A 23,054-nucleotide genomic window follows, 5' to 3' on the forward strand; every position below is an offset into this window, starting at 1 on the left:
GGTCGTTCCTCTCGCGGAACGGTGCGGTGGCGCTGCCGTGAGGACCCGTGCGGCGCAGGGGTTTTGTCCGGCCGCGGATCGGGACCTTCCCCGCTCGGGACGGGGAGCATCCGTGGTTCGTTGTTTTCCTCGCGCGGTCCGGTCCACCGTCGGTGGGGCCCGCGCCTGTGCGGGCGCCGCCTCCGCGGCGCCGGTACGTGGGAGATCCCGCGTGTGTGAGGGAGATGTTCGCGTCGGACGCACACACCGGTCATCACGCAGAGTCTAGCTGCTGACTCGCCAGGTGGACATACCAGTTCACCGGGCTGTGGACGGCGTGGACCGTACCCGCTCCCGGCGTGTACAACCGTGCCTTCGGTCCGTTTAGTCCCCGGTTCGGTGCCCGGGAGGCCTGGCGATACCCTGGCGGGCATGACCCACGGCCCCTCCGCCGAGCCCGGCGTGATCGACCTGCTCGGCCTGCTCGCCTACGCGGAGCTCGGCTCCTTCTTCCGCCTCGCCGACGACGCGGGCCTGGCCCCGTCGCTGCGCTCCAAGGGTCAGCTGGCCGCCCTGGCCGCCACCGAGCAGGCGCACTACCAGTCGCTCCGCGACCGGCTGGAGGAGCTGGGCGTCGTGCCCGAGGAGGCCATGGGGCCCTTCGTGGAGCCGCTGGACGCCTGGCACGACAGGACCGAGCCGCAGAGCTGGCTGGAGAGCCTGGTCAAGACCTACGTCGGCGAGGGCATCGCGGGGGACTTCTACCGCAAGGTCGCCGAGCTGGCCGACGAGGAGACGCGGACCCTGGTCGTGGGCGTGCTGGCCGAGACCGGCCGGGCCGAGTTCGTCTCCGCGACGGTGCGCGCCGCCGTGGAGGAGGACCCCAAACTGGTCGGGCGCCTGTCCCTGTGGGCCCGCCGCCTGGTCGGCGAGGCGCTCAGCCAGGCGCAGGCGGTGGCGGTCTCGCGCCCCCAGCTCGCCGCGCTCCTGGCCGGGGATCCCGGACGCGTCCCGGACGGCACGGGGCTCGGCGACCTCGCCGCGGTCAGCCGGATGTTCGCCTCGCTCACCGACCGCCACTCCGACCGCCTCAAGGCCATGGGACTGACCGCCTGACACGCGGTCGCGGCGGCCGGATTCCTTGCCCGTCCTTGACCGGGTCCTGTGGGATCTTGGTCAAGCGCGGGTAATATCCAACACTTTCGTGACGATTCGTTGGGCACTGGCCGTAAAATCGATGAAGTTTCCGTCTCCTGACCACGCGAGTAGGTACTTCCATGCCCAGTGGGACCTCCGTGCGCCATCCGCTGGCCGGACTCACCCGTGACTTCCACCGGATCGGCCCCCTCGGCGCCCCGATCGAACCCTGGATGTGCGCTGAGCTGGACCAGCACGCCGCACAGGTGTGCGAAGGCATCACCTCCTCCGGCGGCGAGCTCAACGCCCGTACCCTGGGCACCTACCTGCACGGATTCCTCGACGGCTGCCTCGAACGGGGCTGGGACTCCGAGGCGGTCGAGTACGACTGGGAGACACTGCGCATCCTCGCGATCTGCCGACTGGCCAAGGAGCGCGGTTTCGTCCGCTAGGTTTGGTGGCGTCCGCAGACCGGTGTGGTCCACAACCCGAGCTCCTCGTGGCCCCCGTCCCTGCCCGTTCTCCGGTGGAAACCCGTCTTCGGGCGTACGCTGAAAAGTACCGGTGACTCCACAGCGGCCGATTCCGGTCCGGCGCACCGCGGCAGAACCAGGGCCCTGCGGAATGCAACCTGGGACTGACGGCGTTATGTCGGTCCGGAAAACGGACCCACAGGCACCGTAACTGGCGGAGCGGCCCGCAGAGCCGCGAGAAAGGAAGGCGAATGAGGAGCGGTCGGCATGGGGCGGCGCGCCCACCGGTCGGCGTCCTGATCCAACAGGACCGCGTCGACTTCGCGCTTTTCGCACTGATCTTCGTCGTCGCGCTGGTGTCGATGGTCTTCACCGGGCCCGGGAACGTCGCTTTCTGGCTGGCCTTCCTCCCGATCATCGCCTCCGTCGTGCTGACCTTCCGGCGGATCGAGCACCTCTCGCGCCTGGAACTGCGGGACTCGGAATTCCTCTAGGAGGCGTCCGGCGGGCCGGTCGCAACGGCCCGCCGAGCGCTCCCGACGGCACACGGCGGGGGCGGGGCCGCACGGCCCCGCCCCCACCCCGTGTCCGCGCCCGTGACTACGGTGCGGGCGGCTCACCGCCCGCACCGCGCCGCGCGCTCTGGGAGGTCGCGCCCTCGCGCGGCTCCGTGCGCTCTGCGGCCGCGGGACGGCCCAGGGCCGCCTCGCGGCCGGCCCGGTAGCTGCTCTCCTCGCTCATGCGGCTGGTCTCGCGCTCGGCCACGTCCAGCCAGCGGGACCAGCGCGAACGCATCGGCTCGATCATGCCGCCGCCCACACCGACGACGAGGATGCCGCCGACCGTGGCCAGGACCGCGATCAGCACCGGCACGGTGACGGTCACCGCCACGCCCATCTGGTTCAGCGCCGCGATGACGCCGAGGGCCAGGATGAACACCCCCGCGGCGTTGGCCAGGAAACGGCCGTAGGAGAGGCCGCCCAGCGCGCCGGAGACGATGTCGCGGACCGCCTTGGCGATCATCGCGGCCACCACCACGATCACCAGCGCGACGATGCCGCGCGGGATCCAGGCGATGACGTCGTTGAGCAGCGTGCTGATCGGGTTCGGTCCGAAGACGCTGAACGCGAGCGTGAACACGAACAGCAGCCCGACGTAGTAGATGATCTTTCCGCACAGCTCGCTGGCGCTCCAGCGGCTGCGCTCGAAGTACTCGCCCACACCTCCGCGGTGCAGGGCACGGTCCAGCCCGACGCCGTGCAGACCCTTGGCGACGGCCTTGCCCACCAACCAGGCGATGATCCATCCCAGGACCAGGATCACCAGGAAGCCGATCAACAGCGGCACGAAACTCGCCACCGCCTGCCAGGCCGTCATCAGGCCCTGACCCATGTCCATAACGTCTTCACCCCCAAATCGCTTGCTCCGCCGGGGCTTCGAAGCGAAGGACCGGGCGGATACGGCGAAGAGAAGTGCGTTACTTCTCATTCCGGCGATACCCGGAGGGCGGCAATTGAATCGCTTGTCCCACACAAGCGAAGGCGATTACCTTTTTTTGGGACATTCCTTGCCCGACGATGGGAAGAAATCCCTTTCTCGGCTGTCGGGGCGCTTCTGGGACGTCGCCGGGAAAGGCGAAGGCCCCCGTGCGCGCACGGGGGCCGGTCGTCGTCCGGGCAGGCGCGAGGCCGACGGTGGGCTGGCCGGAAGTGTTGCTGGTGTGAGACGTGGGTTCTGACCTGCGATGATCTTGTACTTGTCGCTGGTGTCGGGGCTCGAACCTCGCTACAAGTACAAGATCACGGAGGGCGGGGCGGGTCGGCGGCCCCTCCCGGTCAGCGCGCTAACCCTGTTCGCCGGAGCCGCGTTGCAGGTCCCAGCCGCTGATGCCGCGCCAGGCCAGGCGGGCCACCAGCTGCTCCGCCGCGTCCTTGGGCACGGAGCCGCGGCTGTTGAGCCAGTACCGGGCACTGGTCTCGGCCATGCCGACCAGCCCGATGCTCAGCAGGTGCGCCTCCTCGTCGGAGATGCTGGTGTCCTGGCGGATCACCTCGCCGATGAGCTCGGCGCAGCGCTGGAAGGTCTCCTCGCTCTTCTCCCGTACGGCCGGGAGGTTGCGCAGGTCGGACTCGAAGACCAGGCGGAAGGCCTCGCCGTCGCCCGCGACGAAGTCGAAGTAGGCGCGGAAGCTCGCGATGACGCGCTGGCGGTTGTCGTCCGTGCTCTCCAGGGCCTCGCGCTGCTTCTCGACCAGCACCTCGGAGTGTTCCTCCAGCAGGGCCAGGTACAGCTCCAGCTTCCCTGGGAAGTGCTGGTAGAGGACCGGTTTGCTGACTCCGGCGCGGTCGGCGATCTCGTCCATCGCCGCCGCGTGGTACCCGCGCGCGACGAAGACCTCCTGGGCCGCTGCCAGGAGTTGGCGGCGGCGCCTGACCCGGGGCAAGCGGGTACCCCGGGCGCGGGAGTCTGAAGGAGCTGTCACACCGACCCTCCGAACTCGGCATGGCAGATGCACGCCATAACCGGACATCTGCGTGGCTAGTGCTGACGGACCGCGGCCAGTGGGCGCGCTCCACAGCGGTCCCCCTCATCCTACTCCGGCGTAAGTTCCCCGTGAGCAGCGGGAAGCCGGTTGGTGCCCCGGACGGGCGCGGCGCGGCACCGGCCGAACAGGTGGTCAGGGTCGCGATCGGCGGCCGGGAGGAAGCGGAGGAAAAAGGACGCGGGCCCGGGGGAGACCTCCCCGTCAGCGCCGGTCCTCGTCGTCCACGCCCGCCTCCCGGGCCTGTTCCACCACGTCCGCCTCGGCGGCGCGCTCGAAGCTCTCCTCGGACGGGTCCTCCCATCCGTCCACGCCCTCGTCGCCCCCGGCGGACGCGCGCTGCTCGACCGCGTCGGCCTCGGGCACCTCGGACGCGGGATCCCCGTCGGCGGCCGGGCGTCGTCCCACGGAACGGTTCTCCTGTGCCACAGGGTCCTCCCCAACGTCGTCGCCGTGCGTACGCCCGACCACTACCCGCCGCCCGGGCCGGTACGCGCGGCCCCGGGGACGAACCCGCCCGCGGGGCGGGTCGCCGACCAGGGCCGGGGGCCCGGCGGACCGCGTGGGGACGAAGCGGGATGAACCCGCCCGCGGCGTTGGTTGTGACGGGGAGGGACGGGCCCGCGAAGGGTGTGCTCCACGCCTCCCGGTGGCGGGAATGCAATACCCCACCCGTTAGGTTGGGTATAAGTGCAAGCACGCTTCGCGTCCCCGCCCCCTCGCCCGGTGGCCCCTGCGGTACGGGCGGTGCGAAGCAACCCGAACAGACATGAGGAGTCACCGTGTCGCTGCCGCCGCTGGTCGAACCAGCTGACGAGCTGACCGTGGACGAGGTGCGCCGTTACTCGCGTCACCTGATCATCCCCGACGTGGGTATGGACGGGCAGAAGCGCCTGAAGAACGCCAAGGTCCTGGTCGTCGGCGCGGGCGGCCTGGGCTCCCCGGCGCTGCTCTACCTGGCCGCCGCGGGAGTGGGCACGCTCGGCATCATCGACTTCGACGTCGTCGACGAGTCCAACCTCCAGCGCCAGGTCATCCACGGACAGAGCGACGTCGGCCGCCCCAAGGCCGAGTCCGCCCGGGACAGCATCAAGGAGGTGAACCCGGGAGTCCGCGTCATCCTGCACCAGGAGCGCCTGGAGTCGGACAACGCGCTGGAGATCTTCGCCGACTACGACCTGGTCCTGGACGGCACCGACAACTTCGCGACCCGGTACCTGGTCAACGACGCCTGCGTCATCCTCGACAAGCCGTACGTGTGGGGTTCGATCTACCGCTTCGACGGCCAGGTCAGCGTCTTCTGGAACGAGTACGGGCCCCAGTACCGCGACCTGTACCCCGAGCCCCCGCCGCCCGGAATGGTGCCCTCCTGCGCCGAGGGCGGCGTCCTGGGCGTGCTGTGCGCCTCCATCGGCTCGGTCATGGTGAACGAGGCCATCAAGCTGATCACCGGCATCGGTGACCCGCTGGTGGGCCGCCTGCTCATCTTCGACGCCCTGGAGATGACCTGGCGCGAGGTCAAGGTCCGCAAGGACCCCGACACCGAGCCGGTCACCGAGCTCATCGACTACGAGGCGTTCTGCGGCGCCGTGTCGGAGGAGGCCACCGAGGCCGCCGCCGGTTCCACGATCACCGCGGGCGAGCTCAAGGACCTGCTGGACAACAAGCCCGAGGAGATCTTCCTCGTGGACGTCCGGGAGAAGAACGAGTACGAGATCGTCAGCATCCCGGGGGCCACGCTCATCCCCAAGGGCGAGTTCCTCAACGGCAGGGCCCTGGAGCAGCTGCCGCAGGACCGGCGCATCGTCCTGCACTGCAAGTCGGGCGTCCGCTCCGCCGAGGCGCTGGCCGCGGTGCACGCGGCCGGGTTCTCCGACGCCGTCCACGTGGGCGGCGGCGTCCTGGCCTGGATCAACCAGGTCGACCCGAGCCTGCCCGAGTACTGACGGACGGGCCCGACGGGGGACGGGGCGGTGCCGGGAGGCGATCCCGGCACCGCCCCGCCGCGTTCGCGCCCCGGCTCCCGCCGTCGTGCCTGCTCAGCCCGCCGGTTGGGTAGGAGTCCGGGTAGGGGCCGTCGGCCTGCGGCGGCCCGCTCCTCGGGAGGTGGCTCCATGGGACGCAGGGGACGCTGGGCGGACTGGGTGGCGATCCTCGCCGGTCTTGCCCTGGGACTGAGCTGGATCTGGCACGGGATGTACGGCTTCGGCGGGGGCGCGATGTTCGTCCTCGGGCTGGGCGTCATCATGGCCTCGGTGGTCTCCATCACCCGGCCGGGGGCGCTGTCGAGCGAGGCTGGCGTCCTCGCGATCGGCGTCCTGGTCTTCGTGATGCCGTGGCTGCTGGGCTTCACCGACCTCACCGCCGCCGCCTGGACGGCGTGGATCCTCGGCGCCGTCGTGGCCCTGCTGGGGGCGTTCGGCCTGTTCAGGGCCTCCCAGGCCCGCAGGCGCGATCCCGAGCTCGCCTGGGGCGAGCACGGCGACCAGGTCACCGCCTGACCGGGCGCCGCACGCGCCCCGGGGCCGCCTCCGCGCGGCCCCTCGCCGTGTCGGTGGCCCCCGGTAGGCTGCCGTCTGTGTTCGAGGACGCGGAGGGCGGGCCGGACGACTACGCCGAGGAGGTCCTGGCGGTGGTCGAGCGGATCCCGCCGGGACGGGTGATGGCCTACGGCGACATCGCCGAGTACGTCGGCAGGGGAGGACCCCGCCAGGTCGGCTCGGTCATGTCCTCCTGGGGCGGTGCGGTGGCCTGGTGGCGTGTGGTGCGCGCGGACGGCAGACCGCCCTCCTGCAACGAGGTCCGCGCCCTGTCCCACTACGCGGCGGAGGCCACGCCCATGCGCCCCGGAAGCGATCGCGTGGACATGCGCAGGGCCCGCTGGGACGGGGAGGGCGGAGCCTGAGCGGTCCACTGTGGCGGGGATGACGTGCGGGATGGTCGCCACCCTCTGGTGAACTGGTGGGTGTGAACACATCTCCGTACCGTCTCGTGCGGCGCGCCCACCAGGTGCAGCCGCCGCCGGTGCTGGACGAGAACCAGCGGCGCGTGGTCGAGCACGAGGGCGGGCCCCTGCTGGTGCTCGCCGGGCCCGGGACAGGCAAGACCACCACGATCGTCGAGTCGGTCGTGGACCGCATCGACCACCGGGGCGCGGACCCCTCGCGCGTGCTGGTGCTCACCTTCAGCCGCAAGGCCGCCCAGGAGCTGCGCGAGCGCATCACCGCCCGGCTGCGCCGCACCACCCGCGAACCGCTGGCCCTGACCTTCCACAGCTACGCCTACGCCCTGATCCGGCGCGAGTTCCAGCGCATGGGCGACCTGCCGCCGCGCCTGCTCTCGGGCCCCGAACAGCTCATGGAGGTCCGCGAACTCCTGCGGGGCGAGGCCCTGGACGGCGCGCGGGACTGGCCCGAGCGCCTGCGCCCCGCCCTGGAGACCCGCGGGTTCGCCGAGGAGCTGCGCGACTTCCTCATGCGCGCCCAGGAACGCGGCATGGGCCCGGCGGAGCTGGCCGCGCTCGGCCACGAGCGCGACCGCGACGACTGGGTGGCCGCGGCCGGGTTCCTGGACCGCTACACCGGCCGGTTCGACATCGCCCCCGTGCCCACGCTCAACTACGCCGAGCTCGTGCGGGTCGCCGCCAACCTGCTCTCCGACCCCGGGGTCCGCGCGCGCGAGCGCGCCGCCCACGAGGCGGTGTTCGTCGACGAGTACCAGGACACCGACCCCGCCCAGGAGGAACTCCTGCGCGCCCTGGCCGGAGACGGCCGCGACCTGGTCGCGGTCGGCGACCCGGACCAGTCCATCTACGCCTTCCGCGGCGCCGAGGTGCGGGGCATCCTCGACTTCCCGCGCCGCTTCCCGACCGTGCGGCGCACCGAGGCGCCCGTGGTCGCGCTGCGCACCTGCCGCCGCAGCGGCCGCGCCCTGCTCTCGGCCTCCCGCGGCCTCACCCGGCGCCTGCCTGCGGTCGCCTCCGCCCGCGGCCACGTCAACGAGCACCGCGACCTGACCCCCGCCGAGGGCGTGCCCGACGGCGAGGTCCGCGTGCTGCTGGCCGACAGCGCCGCACAGGAGGCCGCGGTCGTCGCCGACACCCTGCGCCGCGCCCACCTGGTGGACGGCGTCCCGTGGTCGGACATGGCCGTGCTGGTGCGCTCCTCCACCCGGCAGCTGCCGGTGCTGCGCCGCGCCCTGACCGCCGCCTCGGTCCCGGTCGCGGTCGGCGCCGACGACCTGCCCGTGGCCGCCGAGCCCATCGTGCGCCCCATGCTCGCGCTGATCCGCTACGGCCTGGCCCCGGGCGAGCTGGACGACGACGCCGCGCGCGAACTGCTCACCAGCCCCTTCGGAGAGGCCGACACGGTACGGCTGCGCAGGCTCGTGCGCGCGCTGCGCCGCCTGGACCTGGACCGCGCCCGCGACGGACGGGCGGACGGGAGCGCGGCCGAAGGCGCGGACGGGAGCACCGACGGGACCGGGCACGCGGACGAGGGAGCCGGTGTGCGGACCGCGCCCGCGACGGGGCCCGGCGCGACCGGCGCCGGGGAGGACCCCACGGCACCCTCCGGTGCCTACCGGCCGTCCTCGCAGCTGCTCGTGGACGCCCTGCGCGACCCGGCCGAACTCGTCCTCGTGGACCCCGAGGTCGCCGCGCCCGCCACGCGCGTCGCCCAGGCGCTGCGCACCGTCCGGGAACTGGCCGCCAGGGGAGCCGACGCCGAACAGGTCCTGTGGGAGCTGTGGCGCGACAGCGGCCTGGCCGACCGCCTGCTGCGCGCCAGCCTGGCCGGGGGCCGCCGCGGCGCCGCCGCCGACCGCGACCTGGACGCCGTGGTCGCCCTGTTCGAGAGCGCCGCCCGCTACTGCGACCGGCTGCCCCCCGGCAGCCCCGCGGGGTTCCTGGAGGACCTCGCCGCCCAGGAGATCCCCGGCGACAGCCTCGCCGAGCGCGCGCCCGAGGGCGAGGCGGTGCGCATCCTCACCGCCCACCGCTCCAAGGGCCTGGAGTGGGGCCTGGTCGTGGTCGCCGGAGCCCAGGAGGGCGACTGGCCCGACCTGCGCCTGCGCGGCTCCCTGCTCGGCGTGGAGGAGCTCGTCGACACCGACGTGCACTCCGCCGACTCCTCCGGCGCCGCCCTGGCCTCCAAACTCCTGGACGAGGAGCGCCGACTGTTCTACGTGGCCCTCACCCGCGCCCGCCGCTCCCTCGTGGTGACCGCGGTGGGCGGGGAGGACACCGACGAGCGGCCCTCGCGCTTCCTGACCGAGATGGGCCTGGGCGACCCCGAGCCCGTCAGTACCGGCCTGCGCTGGCTGTCCCTGCCCGCGCTCGTCGCCGACCTGCGCTCGGTGGTCACCGACCCCTCCGCGCCCGAACCGCTGCGCGAGGCCGCCGCCACCCACCTGGCCCGTCTGGCCGAGGAGGGCGTGCGCGGCGCCGACCCCGCGGAGTGGTACGCGCTCACACCCTTCACCGACGACCGCCCCCTGGCAGAGGAGGAGGACACCGTCCGCGTCTCGCCCTCCCAGGTGGAGAGCTTCACCAACTGCCAGCTGCGCTGGCTCCTCGAACGCGCCGCCGGAGCCTCCTCCGGCGACTCCGCCTCGGCCCTGGGCACCGTCGTGCACGCGGTCGCCGTCCTGGTCGCCCAGGGCAGCACCCCCGACGAGATCAGCGGGCGCATGGACGAGATCTGGGCCGACCTGGACTTCGGCGGCCCCTGGCAGGCCAGGGCGCAGCGCGACCGCGCCGACACGATGGTCCGCAAGCTCGTGGACTGGGAGGCCGCCAACGACCGCGAACTCGTCGTCACCGAGGAGGGCTTCCGGGTGGACGTGGGCGGCATCGAGATCACCGGCCGCGTGGACCGCCTCGAACGCGACGACCAGGGGCGCGCCGTGGTCGTGGACATCAAGACCGGCAGGAACAAGGCCGACGACCTGGCCCGCCACCCCCAGCTCGGCGTCTACCAGATGGCGGTGCTCAAGGGCGCCTTCGCCAAGCTCGGCCTCACCGAGCCGGGCGGTGCCACGCTCGTGCAGGTCGGCGAGAAGATCCAGAAGGCCCGGGAGCAACCCCAGCCACCACTGAGCGAGGACCCCGACCCCGGATGGGCCGGGACGCTGGTGCGCGAGGTCGCCACCGGCATGGGCGGGTCCCGCTTCACCGCGACACGCAACAAGGGATGCAGGTCGTGCGCCGTGCGCGCCTGCTGCCCGGTTCAGGACGAGGGCAGACATGTCTGAAACCCACCCCCACCCCCGCCAGTCCCCGTCCCCGCCCCATCCAGACCCCGGCTCCGCCCCCGCTTCCCGTCCCCGCTTCTCGCCCCCGGAACTGGCCCGCCTCCTCGGCCAGCCCGAGCCCACCGCCGAGCAGTCCGAGGTCATCTCCGCCCCGCTGGAGCCCGGCGTGGTCATCGCGGGCGCCGGGTCCGGAAAGAGCGAGACCATGGCCTCGCGCGTGGTGTGGCTGGTCGCCAACGGCCACGTGCGCCCCGAGCAGGTCCTCGGCCTGACCTTCACCCGCAAGGCCACCGCCGAGCTGGCCGAGCGCGTGCGCAAACGCCTGGAGCAGCTGCGCGCCACCGAACAGCTGCCCGAGGAGCTGCTCGACGGCGAGCCCACCGTGTCCACCTACAACGCCTACGCCGGGCGCATCGTCTCCGACCACGCCCTGCGCGAGGCGGTCGAGCCCACCTCCCGGCTGCTCAGCGAGGGGCAGGCCTGGCAGATCGCCGCCCGGATCGTCGGCGAGTACGACGGCCCCATGGACCTGATCACGGTCGGGGCCGACACCGTCACCCGCCGGGTCCTGGAACTGTCCGGGCAGATCGCCGATCACCTCACCACCACCGAGCAGGTGCGCGGCATCGGCCGGTGGCTGCGCGCGGCCGTCGACGCCCTCCCGCGCAAACCCGCGGTGCCCACCCGCAACCTGCTCAACGCCCAGCTGCGCCGCGAACAGCTCCTGCCGCTCGTGGAGGGCTACGAGCACGCCAAGCACGTGCGCGAGGCCATGGACTTCGGCGACCAGGTGTCCCTGGCCGCGCGCATCGCCCAGAACCATCCGGAGGTCGGCCTCATCGAGCGGGGCCGGTTCCGCGTGGTGCTGCTGGACGAGTACCAGGACACCAGCCACGCCCAGCTCGTCCTGCTGCGCGCGCTGTTCGGCGAGGGCCACGCGGTGACGGCCGTCGGTGACCCCTGCCAGTCCATCTACGGCTGGCGCGGGGCCGTCGCCGCCAACCTCGCCAACTTCCCCAACGACTTCCCGGCCGCCCCCGGCCGGGCCGCGTCCGTGCGCCGTCTGGCCACCAGCTTCCGCAACGGTGAGAGGGTCCTGGAGGTCGCCAAGCACATCTCCGAGCCGCTGCGCGCCGAGAGCGCCGAGGTGCCCGTCCTGTACCCCGGCCCGGCCCGGCGCGGCCGCGGCGCCGTCCGGACCGGCCTGTTCATCGGACAGCGGGAGGAGGCGCAGTGGATCGCCGAGCAGGTCAGCGGCTACCTGCGCGCCGCCCCCGGTCGGGCGGGCAGCGCCGCGACCGCCCCCGACGGGCTGTCCTGGCCGCCGGGGGAGTCGGGCAGCGCCGCGGACGGCGGCGTCAGCCCCGGGGACGTCGCCGTGCTGTGCCGCAAGCGCTCGCAGTTCCCGGCGATCAGGGAGGCCCTGGAGGCGCTGGACATCCCGGTGGAGGTCGTGGGCCTGGGCGGGCTCATGATGGTGCCCGAGGTCCGCGACATCATCGCCACCCTGCGCGTGGTCCACGACGCCTCCGCGGGTAACGAGCTCGCCCGCGTCCTCACCGGGCCGCGCTGGCGGATCGGCCCGCGCGACCTGGCCGCGCTCGGGGCCCGCGCGGCCGAGCTGGCCCGCCAGACCCGGCGCGACCTCACCACGCCCGATCCCGGAGAGAGCGCCGAGGACGACATCCTGCGCCGCACGGTCCTGGACCTGACCGCCGAGAGCGGCAGCCTGGTGGACGCGGTGGACGACCCCGGCCCCGCCGAGAGGTACTCCGCGGCCGCCTACGAGCGCCTGGGCCGCCTCGCCGAGGAACTGCGCTCCCTGCGCAAGCTCGTGGGCCAGCCGCTGCCCGACCTGGTCACCGAGACCGAGCGGATGCTCGGCCTGGACATCGAGGTGGGCGCCCGCAGCGGCCGCGACCCCCTGTCCGCCCGCGCCGACCTGGACGCCTTCGTCGACCACGCGGTCCGCTTCGCCGGAAGCAGCGAGGACCCCACCCTCGGCAGCTTCCTCAGCTACCTCAGGGCCGCCTCGGAACGGGAGAGCGGTCTGGCCCCCGGCGAGCGCGTCGGCGGGAGCGACACCGTCAAGCTCATGACCGTGCACGCCTCCAAGGGACTCCAGTGGCCCGTGGTGGTCGTGCCCGGTGTCAGCGGCGGCAAGTACTCCCCGCTGTTCCCCACGAGCCTGTCCGAGGGCGACATGTGGATCAAGGGCGAGCACCTGCTGCCCTACCGGCTGCGCGGCGACCGACAGAACCTGCCCGAGCTCCTCGCGGTGGACAAGAAGGGCATCGACGCGTTCAAGGAGGCCGAGCGGGAGCGCCACCTGCTGGAGGAGCGGCGGCTGGCCTACGTCGCCGTCACCCGCGCCTCCTTCGCCCTGCTGTGCACCGGTCACTGGTGGGGGACCGACGCCGCGAGCGAGCGCGGGCCCTCCCCGTTCCTGGAGGAGATCCGCCTGGCCTGCGAGGGCGGTGCCGGGGAGGTCGCGCACTGGGAGCCCAGGCCCGACCCCGACGACAACCCGTACGAGGAGGAGGACGACGGCACGGCCCTGTGGCCGCCGGAGGAGGACGACGGCGCCGACCCCCAGGCGGAGGAGGGCGCTGACCCGGACCGGCCGCGCGATCGCCGCGCCCAGATCGCCGAGGGCGCGGCCATGGTCGAGCGCGCCCGCGCCCGCCTGCTCGCGGGTGAGGCCGACCCCGCGGAGGAGGCCGCGCCGCCGCCCGGGCTGCGCCGCCGCATCGGGGGCTGGGAGCGCGACACCGAGCTGCTGCTCGCCCACCGCCGCACCGAGGGGCAGAGGTCGGGGGACGGCACGGTTCAGGTCGAGCTGCCCGCCCACCTGTCGGTGTCGTCCATGGTGTGGCTGGCCCGCGACCCCTCCGCCCTGGCCCGGCAGATCCGCAGGCCGCTGCCCCGGCCGCCCGCGCCGCACACGCGTCGGGGCACCGCGTTCCACGCCTGGCTGGAGCAGCGCTTCGGCCAGCGCGCCGCCCTGTTGGACGAACTTCCCGGAGCGGCCGACGAGACGGCGGGGGAGGACGAGGACCTCGCCGACCTCCAGCGCCGCTTCGAGGAGAGCGAGTGGGGCCCGCGCGTCCCGGTCGAGGTGGAGGTGCCCTTCGAGACGGTCATCGGCGACCGCCTCGTCCGGGGGCGCATGGACGCGGTCTTCCACGACCCCGCCTCCGGCCGCTACGACGTGGTGGACTGGAAGACGGGGAGTCCGCCCGGCAGCGGAGCCGAGCGCCGCGCCGTGGGCGTGCAGCTGGCCGCCTACCGGCTGGCCTGGGCCGACCTGGCGGGGGTCGGCCTGGAGGAGGTGAGCGCCGCCTTCCACTACGTGCGGGCCGGGCTGACCGTGCGCCCCGCGGACCTGCTCGACGCCGAGGGGCTTGCCGCGCTCATCGACGCCGTCCCCGAACCCGGGTGAGAGGTCCGCCACCGCTGAGGGTCGCCGTCCGTTCACCGGTGTGGTGGACAATGACCCGCGTGTCGATCCCAGGAATCCCCCAGGACAGCGGCGCCCCCGTGCGCGCGGGAGTGCCCGAGCACGGGCGCGTCCCCAAGTACTACGCGGTCCGGATACGGCTCACCGAGCTGGTGTCCGGACTGGCGGTGGGCCAGCCGCTGCCCACCGAGCGCGAGCTGGCCGAGCGCTTCGGCGCGGCCCGCGAGACGGTCCGCCAGGCGCTGCGCGACCTCCTGCTGGAGGGCAGGCTCAGCCGCCGGGGGCGCGGCACGGTGGTGGCCGGTCCCAAGCTGGAGCAGCCCCTGTCCCTGGCCAGCTACACCGAGGGCGTGCGCCGCCAGGGGCTCCGGCCGGGCCGCTCCCTCATCGACCTGCGCAGCTGGCCGTGCCCGCCCCGGCTGGCCGAGGAGCTGCACCTGAGCCCGGGCGAGCCGGTCTGGCACCTGGAGCGGGTCCTGCTGGCCGACGACGAGCGGGTGGGGCTGGAGTCCACCTACATCGCGGTGGCGCGCGTGCCCCGCCTGGACGTCGACTTCGACCCGGACTCCACCTTCTACGGCTACCTCGCCGACAGGGTCGGCATCACGTTCGGCGACGCCGACGAGCGCCTGGAGACCGTGCTGGCCACCCCGCGCGAGGCCCTGCTCATCGGCACCCCTCCGGCGCTGCCGATGCTGCTCATCCACCGGGTCTCCCGGGACGAGAAGGGCGGTCCCTTCGAACGGGTGCGCTCGCTCTACCGGGGCGACCGGTTCAGCTTCAGCGTCCACCTGGCCGGGGACGGGCGGGGATGAGGGTCTTCGCCGGTGGCCGCGACCCTGTCGGCCGCAGTTCAGAACCCCTGTGCCACACCAGCAACGTTTCCGGTCGGCCCGAGGCCAGCACCTACGGGCGGACGCTCCGAGCCCGGATTCCGGGACGTGCGGGGAACGTCGGGCGCCGTGGGCCGTCCGCCGAGGAGGGATCTGCTCGCCGGGTACTTTTTATATCAGAATGATAACGGGTCTGGTCCAAAGTTTGGCCCCGGTTCACCGGGGGGTCCCCGCCGCGCTCGGTCGCCTCCACCCGCACCGACGAACCTCGAACCATGAGAGTGATCATCGTCGGTGCCGGAGTCCTCGGCACCATGCACGCCTGGCACGCCGTCTCCCGAGGCCACGAGGTCGTCCACCTCGAACGCGAGGCGGCCGCCCGCGGCGCCTCCGTCCGCAACTTCGGCCTCGTCTGGGTCGGCGGACGCGCGCCCGGCCCCGAACTGGAGGCCGCCCGCCGGGCCCGCGTCCTGTGGCAGGAGATCGCCGAACGCGTCCCCGCCCTGGGCTTCCGCCCGTCCGGCTCCCTGACCGTCGCCACCACCGACCACGAGCTGGCCGTGGCCGAGGCGGCGGCCTCGGCACCCGACGCGGCCGAGCGCGGCTACGAGCTCCTCGGCCCCGAGCGGACCCGCGAGGTCAACCCGGCCCTGCGCGGCGACCACCTCGGCGCCCTGTGGTGCCGCAGCGACGCCCAGGTCGAACCCCGCACCGCCCAGGCCGCCCTCCAGACCGAACTCGGCCGCAGCGGCCGCTACACCCTCCTGACCGGGCGCGAGGTCCGCGACCTGGCCGGACCGGGCGCCGTCCGCGACGACCACGGACAGGTCCACCGCGGCGACGCCGTCGTCCTGTGCACCGGCGCCTGGCTCGGCGGCCTGGTCCGCGAACTCGCCCCCGACCTGCCCGTGCGCCGCGTCCGCCTCCAGATGGCCCAGACCGAGCCCCTGGGGGAGACCCTCACCACCTCCGTCGCCGACGGCGACAGCTTCCGCTACTACCCGGCCTACCGGGGCCCCGAACTGGACGCCCTCAACGAGGCCCAGCCCCAGCCGCCCACCGCGCGCGACCACCGCATGCAGCTGCTCATGGTCCAGCGCGCCGACGGCTCCCTGACCATCGGCGACACCCACGAGTACGACGCGCCCTTCTCCTTCGACACCGCCGAGGACCCCTACGAGCACCTCGCCGGGGTCGCCAGCCGCCTCCTGGGCCGACCGCTGCCCCCGATCCGCCAGCGCTGGGCGGGCGTCTACGCCCAGTGCGCCGACCCCTCCCGGGTCGTCCACCGCGCCCCCGTGGGCCCCGACGCCTGGCTGGTCACCGGACCGGGCGGGCGCGGGATGACCTGCTCCCCGGCCATCGCCGAGACCACCGCCAACGAACTGGGCTGGTAACCATGCACTCCACCACCGTCCCCGCCCCGCCCGTCGAACTCGTCGTCCTGGACATGGCGGGCACCACCGTCGCCGACGACGGCCTCGTCGAGGCGGCCTTCGAGGCGGCCCTGCCCGACCACACCACCGAGGCCGCCGCGTACGTGCGCGCCACCATGGGCGAGTCCAAGATCACCGTCTTCCGCCACCTGTGCGGCGACGAGGACCGCGCCCAGGAGGCCAACCGCGCCTTCGAGCAGGCCTACGCCCGCCTGGTGGACGAGGGCCGCTGCGCGTCCCTGCCCGGAGCCGAGGAGGCCCTGCGCGAGCTGCGCGCCCAGGGCCGCACGACCGCCCTGGCCACCGGCTTCTCCCGCGACACCCAGGAACGCGTCCTGCGCGCCCTGGGCTGGCGGGACGCCGCCGACCTCGTCCTGTGCCCCGCCGACGCGGGCGGACGCGGTCGGCCCCACCCCGACATGGTGCTCACCGCAGCCCTGCGCGCGCGGGTCTCCTCCGTGGCCGCCGTCGCCGTCGTCGGCGACACCGCCTCCGACGTCCGCAGCGGACTGAGCGCGGGGGCCTCGGTCGCCGCGGGGGTCCGCACCGGCGCCCACGACGACGCCGCCCTGCGCGCGGCCGGGGCCACCCACGTCCTGGACGGCGTGGCCGACCTGCCCGGGCTGCTCGCCGCGCGGGAGGGCTGAACCCGTGGGTATCCGCTTCGACCGCGTCAGCGTCGCCTACGGGGAGACCGTGGTCCTGGACGACCTCGACCTCACCGTCGGATCCGGCGAGTTCATGGCGCTGCTGGGCCCCTCCGGCTCGGGCAAGACCACCGCGCTGCGCGCCGTCGCCGGGTTCGTCCGCCCCGCGTCCGGACGCGTCCTGCTCGGCGGGCGCGACGTCACCGGCCTGCCACCGCACCTGCGGGGCGTGGGCATGGTCGTGCAGAGCTACGCCCTCTTCCCCCACATGCGGGTGGACCAGAACGTCGCCTTCGGGCTGAGGGCGCAGGGCGTGCCGCGCCGCGAGATCGCCGGGCGGGTCGCCGAGGCGCTGGAGATGACCGGGATGGGGGACTACGCGCGCCGCCACCCGCGCGAGCTGTCCGGCGGGCAGCAGCAGCGGGTGGCCATCGCCCGCGCCCTGGCCATCCGCCCCGGCGTGCTGCTGCTGGACGAGCCGTTGTCCGCGCTCGACGCCCAGCTGCGCTCGGACATGCTCGCCGAGCTGGCCCGCCTGCACCGCGACCTGCCCGACGTCACGATCCTCTACGTCACCCACGACCAGAGCGAGGCGCTCACCCTGGCCGACCGGGTGGCGGTCCTGGACCGGGCCCGGCTGCGCGACTGCGACACGCCCCAGCGCCTCTACCAGCGCCCCCGGACGCCGTTCACCGCCCGCTTCGTCGGCGGCGCCAACCTGCTGCCCGCGCGCCTGGCCGACGGGCGGGTGCACTGCTGCGGCACCGCCCTGGAGGCCGACCCCGGCGACCTGCCGCCCGGCACCGGCGACGGCGACGGGCTGCGGGTGTGCCTGCGCCCGCACAGGCTCACCCTCGGCGGGGGCGAGCACACCCTGGAGGGGCGGGTCACCGACGTCCAGTGGCGCGGCTCCACCCACCGGGTCACCGCCCTGGTCGACGGCGTCCCCGTCACCGCCGAACTCCGGGAGATGCGGACCCCGCCCGAGACCGGTGCGGCGGTGACGCTCGGCTTCGCCCGCCGGGACGCCGTCCTGCTGCCGGAGGAGGCCTCGTGAGCGTCCGGACCGCACCGACCCCGGCGGGCACCGCGTCCGCGCCCTCCGAGGGCGGGGCCGCACCGGCCCGGGCGCCCCGCACCCTCCCCGTGTGGGTGTGGGCCGTGCCGCCCGTCGTGCTGCTCGCCCTGGTGTTCCTGTACCCGCTCGCCCTCGTCGCGCTGGAGTCGGTCACCGCGTCCGGAGGCGGACTCACCGCCGCCCACCACGCCGACGTCCTGTCCTCGGAGTCCTTCCGGTCGGCGCTGGTCACCACCGTGCTCATCGCGGTCACCGCCACGCTGGGCTGCCTGGTCCTGGGCTTCCTCCTCGCCCTGGTCGTGGCGTTCGTGCCCTTCCCCGGCAGCGGGGCCGCCGCCCGGTTCATCGACACCTACCTGTCCTTCCCGTCCTTCCTCATCACCCTCGCGCTGCTGTTCCTCTACGGCACCGTGGGCGTGGCCAACGGCGTGTGGACGGAGGCCACCGGCGCCGAGACCGGTCCGATCAGCTTCCTCGCCACGCCCTGGGGCGTGGTCCTCGCCGAGATCACCTACTTCACGCCGTTCGTCATGCGGCCGCTGCTCGCCGCGTTCGCCCAGCTCGACACCGCGCAGATCGAGGTCGCCTCCTCCCTGGGGGCCCGCCCCCTCAGGATCGTGCGGGCCGTCATCCTGCCGGAGGCCCTGCCCGCGCTCGCAGCCGGAGGCGCGCTCGTGCTGGTGCTGTGCCTCAACGAGTTCGCGATCGTCCTGTTCACCGGGGCCAAGGACGTGGTGACCCTGCCGATGCTCGTCTACAGCGCGGCGATCCTGGAGGCCGACTACACCACCGCCTGCGTCGTGGCCACGGTCAACGCGGCCCTGTCGGTCTCCCTCTACCTCGTCTACCGCGCGGCCACCGCCCGGCTGCGCGCACCCTCCGGAGGCCGCCGTGCTCGTGCATAGCCGACCCGCCCGCTGGGTCGTGTGGGCGCTGTTCGCCGCGCTCGTCCTGCCGCTGTTCCTGCTCCCGCTCGGCGTCATCGTCACCGCGTCGGTGTCCACCAACTGGAGCGGTGTCCTGCCCTCGGGGCCCACCCTGGACAACTTCGCCGGGCTGTCCCGGGGCACCACCCTGGAGGCGCTGCGCGTCAGCGTGGTCACCGCCGCCACCGCCAGCGTCCTGGCCCTGGTCGCCGGGACCTGGTCCGCGCTGACCGCGCACGCGCTGGGCCGACGCGGCAGGGCCGTCCTCGACGCCCTCTTCATGCTGCCCGTCGCGGTCCCCACGGTGGTGGTCGGACTGTCCCTGCTGGTGGCCTTCAGCCGCCCGCCCCTGCTGCTCAACGGCACCCAGGCCCTCGTGCTCATCGCGCACACCGTGCTGGTGACGGCCTTCGCCCACCAGTCGGTCTCCGCCGCCCTGGACCGGCTCGACCCGGCCTACGCGCAGGTGGCCGCGTCCCTCGGCGCCCGTCCGGCGCGGGTGCTGTTCCAGGTGCGGCTGCCCCTGCTGCTGCCCTCGCTCAGTGCCGCCGCCGGGCTCTGCTTCGCCCTGTCCATGGGCGAGCTGAGCGCCACGATGATGCTCTACCCGCCCAGCTGGATGCCGTTGCCGGTCCAGATCTACGCCGCCACCGACCGGGGCGCCCTCTTCTCCGGGGCGGCCTCGGCCATCGTCCTGATGGCCACCACCCTGGCCGTCCTGCTGCTGCTCTCCCGTGTGCGCACCCGCGCCGCCTACCGCTGACCTCTTCTCCCAGGAAGGCCCGCCATGTCCGCCGTCCGCATGACCGCCGCCCGCATGACCTCAGCCGCCACGGCGCTCGTCCTCGCCGGTGCCCTGACCTCCTGCGCCGCCTCCGACCCCGTCGACAGCGTCACCGTCTACACCGCCGACGGCCTGCGCAACGAGGAGGGCACCGGCTGGCTCGACCAGGTCTTCGCCGACTTCGAGGCCGAGACCGGCGTCACCGTCCAGTACGTCGAGGGCGGCTCGGGTGAGATCGTCCAGCGCGCCGGACGCGAGAAGGCCAACCCTCAGGCCGACGTCATCATCACCCTGCCGCCCTTCATCCAGCAGGCCGACGGCATGGGCCTGCTCCAGCAGTACGAGCCGCAGGGCTCCGAGCACGTCGAGGCCAAGGACCCCGAGGGCAGGTGGACCTCGATCGTGGACAACTACTTCTGCCTCACCTACAACACCGAGGAGCTGGAGGAGCCGCCCGCCACCTGGGAGGACCTGCTCGACCCCCGCTTCGAGGGCCGCCTCCAGTACTCCACGCCGGGCGTGGCGGGCGACGGCACGGCCGTGCTCATCCAGACCATGCACGACTTCGGCGGCCTGGAACCCGCCATGGACTACCTCGGGCGGCTCCAGGCCAACAACGTCGGCCCGTCCTCCTCCACCGGCGCGCTCGGCCCCAAGGTGGACAAGGCCGAGCTGCTGGTCGCCAACGGCGACGTCCAGATGAACTTCGCCCAGGCCCGCACCATGCCCAACCTCGGCATCTGGTTCCCCGCCACGGAGGGAGGCCGACCGACCACCTTCGCCCTGCCCTACACCGCCGGGCTCGTCGAGGGCGCGCCCCAGGCCGACAACGGCCGTGCCCTCCTCGACTTCCTGCTCTCCGAGGCCGCCCAGGAGCAGGTCGTCCCCGTCGCCGGGGGCTTCCCCGCCCGCACCGACGTCCCGGTGGAGGGCGGGGGCGCCGAGGAGCTGGAGGCGCTCATGGAGGGCGTGGAGGTCTTCGAGCCCGACTGGGACGACATCGACGCCAACCTGCCCGAGTACCTCGACGCCTGGCGCGAGGCCACCGGCAGCTGACCCGGGCCCGTCGCGGGCCCCGGGTGCCCGCCCGGGGCCACCACCGACCCGTACGCGGCCGCCGGTCCCGCGTGCCGGAGGGAACGCACACGAGCCCGGCGGGGTGTCCGGCGCTCCGGGCGGAGGCGGGGCGCCGAGAACCCCTCTCGGCGCCCCACCCGCGCCGACGCGTCCGTCCGGGCCCGCGCTCAGATCACGCCGAAGACGAACCCGCCCGGGGAGGCGGAGTCCTCGCCGAAGAGGTACTCCCGGGCCGACAGGACGAACTCCGCGCGGCCGATGAACCCGTCGCCGTCGGTGTCCAGGGCCTTGAACCGGTCCAGGGCGTCGGAGGAGGAGGCCCCCAGGACCTCGGCGTACCTGACGTACTCCGCCTCGCTGATCGACCCGCCGTCGTCGGTGTCGAGGAGGTCGAAGACCGCCTCGGCCACGCCCTCGGTCATGTTGAACCGGCTCCTGTCCTCGGAGGCCGCGTGCATCGCCGCGACGAACGCCTCCCGGTCCAGGCGCGCCTCGACGGGCGACCCGTGGCGGAGCAGCTCCAGCCAGAGCATCTGGTAGGAGGCGTGGACGGCCTGGGCCCGGCGGTCGCTCAGGTCCAGCGCGTACCCGTTCGTGTAGCGGTCGACCAGGCGCTGGTAGTCGTCCCAGGTGATGGCCCCGTCGCGGTCGGTGTCCAGCGTGTCGAAGAGGCGGCCGAACCTCTCGGCGACCGCGGTGGCGGGAACGGTGTCCACGTGCATTCCTCTCGTCGGCGGGCGGGCGCGTCCCGCCCCTGCACCTTCGAGTGTCCCGCGACCGGAGGGGTTCCCCGACCCCCCGCGGCGCCGCGCGCCCGGGCGGTCGGCGCCCCCGCGCGCCCGGCCCGGCCCGAGGCCGCGCACCGAGCGGGCGGGGAGGTCCCCGGCCCGCGTGCCGGGGCGGTTCGCGCAGGTCCTAGGCTCGTTCCCGACAACGACGTCGAGCAAGGACGGGCCCCATGGACGTACGCGCCCACATCGAGGCACACCGGGACGAGTTCGTCTCCTCCCTCAAGGAGTGGCTGGCGATCCCCTCCATCTCCGCCGACCCCGCGCACCACCCCGACGTGGTCCGCTCCGCCCGGTGGCTCGCCGACCACCTCACCGCGACCGGCTTCCCCACCGTCGAGGTGTGGCAGACCCCCGGCCTGCCCGCCGTGTTCGCCGAGTGGCCCGCCGCCGACCCCGACGCCCCCACCGTGCTCGTCTACGGACACCACGACGTCCAGCCCGTCGACCCGGTCCAGGAGTGGGAGACCGACCCGTTCACGCCCACCGAGCGCGGCACCTCCCTGTTCGCGCGCGGGGCCTCCGACGACAAGGGACAGGTGCTCTTCCACGCCCTCGGCGTGAGCGCCGCCCTGGCCGTCTCCGGCGCGGACGCCCCGCCCGTCACGCTCAAGCTGCTCGTGGAGGGAGAGGAGGAGTCGGGCTCGGTCCACTTCGCCGACCTGATGCGCGCCAACCGCGACCGCCTGGCCTGCGACGTCGCCGTCATCTCCGACACCACCATGTGGGCGGCCGACACCCCGTCCATGTGCGTGGGCATGCGCGGCGTCACCGACGTCGAGATCAGCCTGTACGGCCCCGGACGCGACCTGCACAGCGGCTCCTTCGGCGGTGCCGTCCCCAACCCGCTCAAGGCCATGAGCGACCTGCTGTCCGGCCTGCACGACGAGGACGGCCGGGTCGCCGTCCCCGGGTTCCACGACGGGGTGGTCGAGGCCAGCCAGGAGGAGCGCGACCTCATCGCCCGGCTGCCCTTCGACGAGCGCGAGTGGCTGGCCACCGCCGCCTCCACCGCCACCTGGGGCGAGCGGGGCTACAGCACGCTGGAGCGGATCTGGTTGCGCCCGACCGCCGAGATCAACGGCATGTGGGGCGGCCACACCGGCTCGGGCGGCAAGACCGTCGTCCCGCGCTCCGCGCACGCCAAGGTCAGCTTCCGGCTGGTTCCCGGCCAGGACCCGCTGCACGTGCAGGACCGTGTCCGCGCCTACGTCGAGGCGGCCACTCCCGAGGGCCTGCGTGCCGAGACCGAGTTCGGCGGACCGGGCGTGCGCGCCTGCGCCTCCGACCTGTCCTCCACCGCGCTGAAGGCGGCCCGCTCGGCCATGGAGCGCGCCTTCGGCACGCAGGTCCTGTTCACCCGCGAGGGCGGCAGCGGCCCCGAGGCCGACATCGCCGACGTCCTCGGGGCACCGCTGGTCTTCCTCGCCGTCGGCCTGGACGAGGACCGCATCCACGCCCCCAACGAGAAGGTGGAGGTCCCCCTGCTGCTCAAGGGCGCCGAGAGCGCCGCGTACCTGTGGGAGGAACTCGGCGGCGTCGGCTGAGCCGTGACCGCGCCGCGCACGGGGGCCGCGCAAGGATGCGCGCGGCCCCGACGGGTGTTATGCACGCTGTAGACACGGGCCCCGCCAGGCGGGCC

Annotated in this window: 20 protein-coding genes; 16 read left to right on the plus strand and 4 right to left on the minus strand. The window is 73.7% G+C overall.

Annotation, left to right across the window (positions count from 1 at the left end; all coding sequences use genetic code 11):
* The first annotated feature begins 411 nt into the window (after window positions 1-411).
* The 3 genes from FYW99_RS11230 to FYW99_RS11240 all read left to right on the plus strand — a co-directional run bounded on the left by FYW99_RS11230 (window position 412) and on the right by FYW99_RS11240 (window position 2,083).
* Complete coding sequence (locus FYW99_RS11230; RefSeq protein WP_150251953.1) at window positions 412-1,095, plus strand: ferritin-like fold-containing protein; 684 nt, start codon at window positions 412-414, stop codon at window positions 1,093-1,095.
* A gap of 161 nt (window positions 1,096-1,256) precedes the next feature.
* On the plus strand, window positions 1,257-1,568 hold the full coding sequence (locus FYW99_RS11235; RefSeq protein ID WP_047870279.1) for a DUF6401 family natural product biosynthesis protein: 312 nt from the start codon (window positions 1,257-1,259) through the stop codon (window positions 1,566-1,568).
* A 272-nt stretch (window positions 1,569-1,840) separates the two neighbouring features.
* Complete coding sequence (locus FYW99_RS11240) at window positions 1,841-2,083, plus strand: hypothetical protein (protein WP_017564197.1); 243 nt, start codon at window positions 1,841-1,843, stop codon at window positions 2,081-2,083.
* Window positions 2,084-2,189: 106 nt separating this feature from the next.
* On the opposite strand, the gene FYW99_RS11245 is transcribed toward FYW99_RS11240, so the two are convergent.
* The 3 genes from FYW99_RS11245 to FYW99_RS11255 all read right to left on the minus strand — a co-directional run bounded on the left by FYW99_RS11245 (window position 2,190) and on the right by FYW99_RS11255 (window position 4,539).
* Entirely contained in the window at window positions 2,190-2,987 is a 798-nt protein-coding gene (locus tag FYW99_RS11245) for a mechanosensitive ion channel family protein (protein WP_150251954.1), read from the minus strand.
* Window positions 2,988-3,432: 445 nt separating this feature from the next.
* Window positions 3,433-4,071 (minus strand): TetR/AcrR family transcriptional regulator, encoded by a 639-nt coding sequence (locus FYW99_RS11250; RefSeq protein ID WP_150251955.1) that lies wholly within the window; start codon window positions 4,069-4,071, stop codon window positions 3,433-3,435.
* 264 nt (window positions 4,072-4,335) lie between these two features.
* Complete coding sequence (locus FYW99_RS11255; protein ID WP_223838930.1) at window positions 4,336-4,539, minus strand: hypothetical protein; 204 nt, start codon at window positions 4,537-4,539, stop codon at window positions 4,336-4,338.
* A 374-nt stretch (window positions 4,540-4,913) separates the two neighbouring features.
* On the opposite strand from FYW99_RS11255, the gene moeZ reads away from it, so the two are divergent.
* The 12 genes from moeZ to FYW99_RS11315 all read left to right on the plus strand — a co-directional run bounded on the left by moeZ (window position 4,914) and on the right by FYW99_RS11315 (window position 20,603).
* Window positions 4,914-6,077, plus strand: coding sequence for an adenylyltransferase/sulfurtransferase MoeZ (gene moeZ / locus FYW99_RS11260; protein ID WP_061081984.1), 1,164 nt, complete (start codon window positions 4,914-4,916; stop codon window positions 6,075-6,077).
* A 168-nt stretch (window positions 6,078-6,245) separates the two neighbouring features.
* Window positions 6,246-6,632: an SPW repeat protein gene (locus tag FYW99_RS11265; RefSeq protein ID WP_150251957.1), complete on the plus strand. Its 387-nt coding sequence runs from the start codon at window positions 6,246-6,248 to the stop codon at window positions 6,630-6,632.
* A 77-nt stretch (window positions 6,633-6,709) separates the two neighbouring features.
* Window positions 6,710-7,036, plus strand: a complete 327-nt coding sequence (locus FYW99_RS11270; protein WP_150251958.1) for an MGMT family protein — start codon at window positions 6,710-6,712, stop codon at window positions 7,034-7,036.
* Window positions 7,037-7,122: 86 nt separating this feature from the next.
* Window positions 7,123-10,383 carry an ATP-dependent helicase gene (locus FYW99_RS11275; RefSeq protein WP_190394635.1) on the plus strand — a complete coding sequence of 1,087 codons (3,261 nt, stop codon included), beginning with the start codon at window positions 7,123-7,125 and terminating at the stop codon, window positions 10,381-10,383.
* Entirely contained in the window at window positions 10,376-13,825 is a 3,450-nt protein-coding gene (locus FYW99_RS11280; protein WP_150251960.1) for an ATP-dependent helicase, read from the plus strand. The genes FYW99_RS11275 and FYW99_RS11280 overlap by 8 nt, the downstream gene beginning before the upstream one ends.
* A gap of 50 nt (window positions 13,826-13,875) precedes the next feature.
* Entirely contained in the window at window positions 13,876-14,658 is a 783-nt protein-coding gene (locus FYW99_RS11285) for a GntR family transcriptional regulator (protein ID WP_150251961.1), read from the plus strand.
* Between the two features lie 299 nt (window positions 14,659-14,957).
* Window positions 14,958-16,073 carry a TIGR03364 family FAD-dependent oxidoreductase gene (locus tag FYW99_RS11290; protein WP_150252256.1) on the plus strand — a complete coding sequence of 372 codons (1,116 nt, stop codon included), beginning with the start codon at window positions 14,958-14,960 and terminating at the stop codon, window positions 16,071-16,073.
* A 2-nt stretch (window positions 16,074-16,075) separates the two neighbouring features.
* Entirely contained in the window at window positions 16,076-16,759 is a 684-nt protein-coding gene (locus FYW99_RS11295) for a phosphonatase-like hydrolase (RefSeq protein ID WP_150251962.1), read from the plus strand.
* A 4-nt stretch (window positions 16,760-16,763) separates the two neighbouring features.
* Window positions 16,764-17,816 carry an ABC transporter ATP-binding protein gene (locus tag FYW99_RS11300; protein ID WP_150251963.1) on the plus strand — a complete coding sequence of 351 codons (1,053 nt, stop codon included), beginning with the start codon at window positions 16,764-16,766 and terminating at the stop codon, window positions 17,814-17,816.
* Window positions 17,813-18,742, plus strand: a complete 930-nt coding sequence (locus tag FYW99_RS11305; protein ID WP_150251964.1) for a 2-aminoethylphosphonate ABC transporter permease subunit — start codon at window positions 17,813-17,815, stop codon at window positions 18,740-18,742. The genes FYW99_RS11300 and FYW99_RS11305 overlap by 4 nt, the downstream gene beginning before the upstream one ends.
* Window positions 18,729-19,526: an ABC transporter permease gene (locus tag FYW99_RS11310; RefSeq protein WP_150251965.1), complete on the plus strand. Its 798-nt coding sequence runs from the start codon at window positions 18,729-18,731 to the stop codon at window positions 19,524-19,526. The genes FYW99_RS11305 and FYW99_RS11310 overlap by 14 nt, the downstream gene beginning before the upstream one ends.
* Before the next feature lie 24 nt (window positions 19,527-19,550).
* Window positions 19,551-20,603 (plus strand): 2-aminoethylphosphonate ABC transporter substrate-binding protein, encoded by a 1,053-nt coding sequence (locus tag FYW99_RS11315; RefSeq protein ID WP_150251966.1) that lies wholly within the window; start codon window positions 19,551-19,553, stop codon window positions 20,601-20,603.
* A 188-nt stretch (window positions 20,604-20,791) separates the two neighbouring features.
* Here FYW99_RS11315 and FYW99_RS11320 read toward each other — a convergent pair whose 3' ends face one another.
* A complete protein-coding gene (locus FYW99_RS11320) occupies window positions 20,792-21,346 on the minus strand; it encodes an EF-hand domain-containing protein (protein ID WP_150251967.1) in 555 nt (184 codons plus the stop codon).
* 236 nt (window positions 21,347-21,582) lie between these two features.
* On the opposite strand from FYW99_RS11320, the gene FYW99_RS11325 reads away from it, so the two are divergent.
* The gene (locus tag FYW99_RS11325) at window positions 21,583-22,959 is read left to right on the plus strand and encodes a dipeptidase (protein ID WP_150251968.1); all 1,377 of its coding nucleotides are present in this window, start codon (window positions 21,583-21,585) and stop codon (window positions 22,957-22,959) included.
* Window positions 22,960-23,054: the final 95 nt, after the last annotated feature.

This window comes from Nocardiopsis deserti (genome assembly GCF_008638355.1).
Classification (GTDB): Bacteria; Actinomycetota; Actinomycetes; order Streptosporangiales; family Streptosporangiaceae; genus Nocardiopsis; species Nocardiopsis alborubida.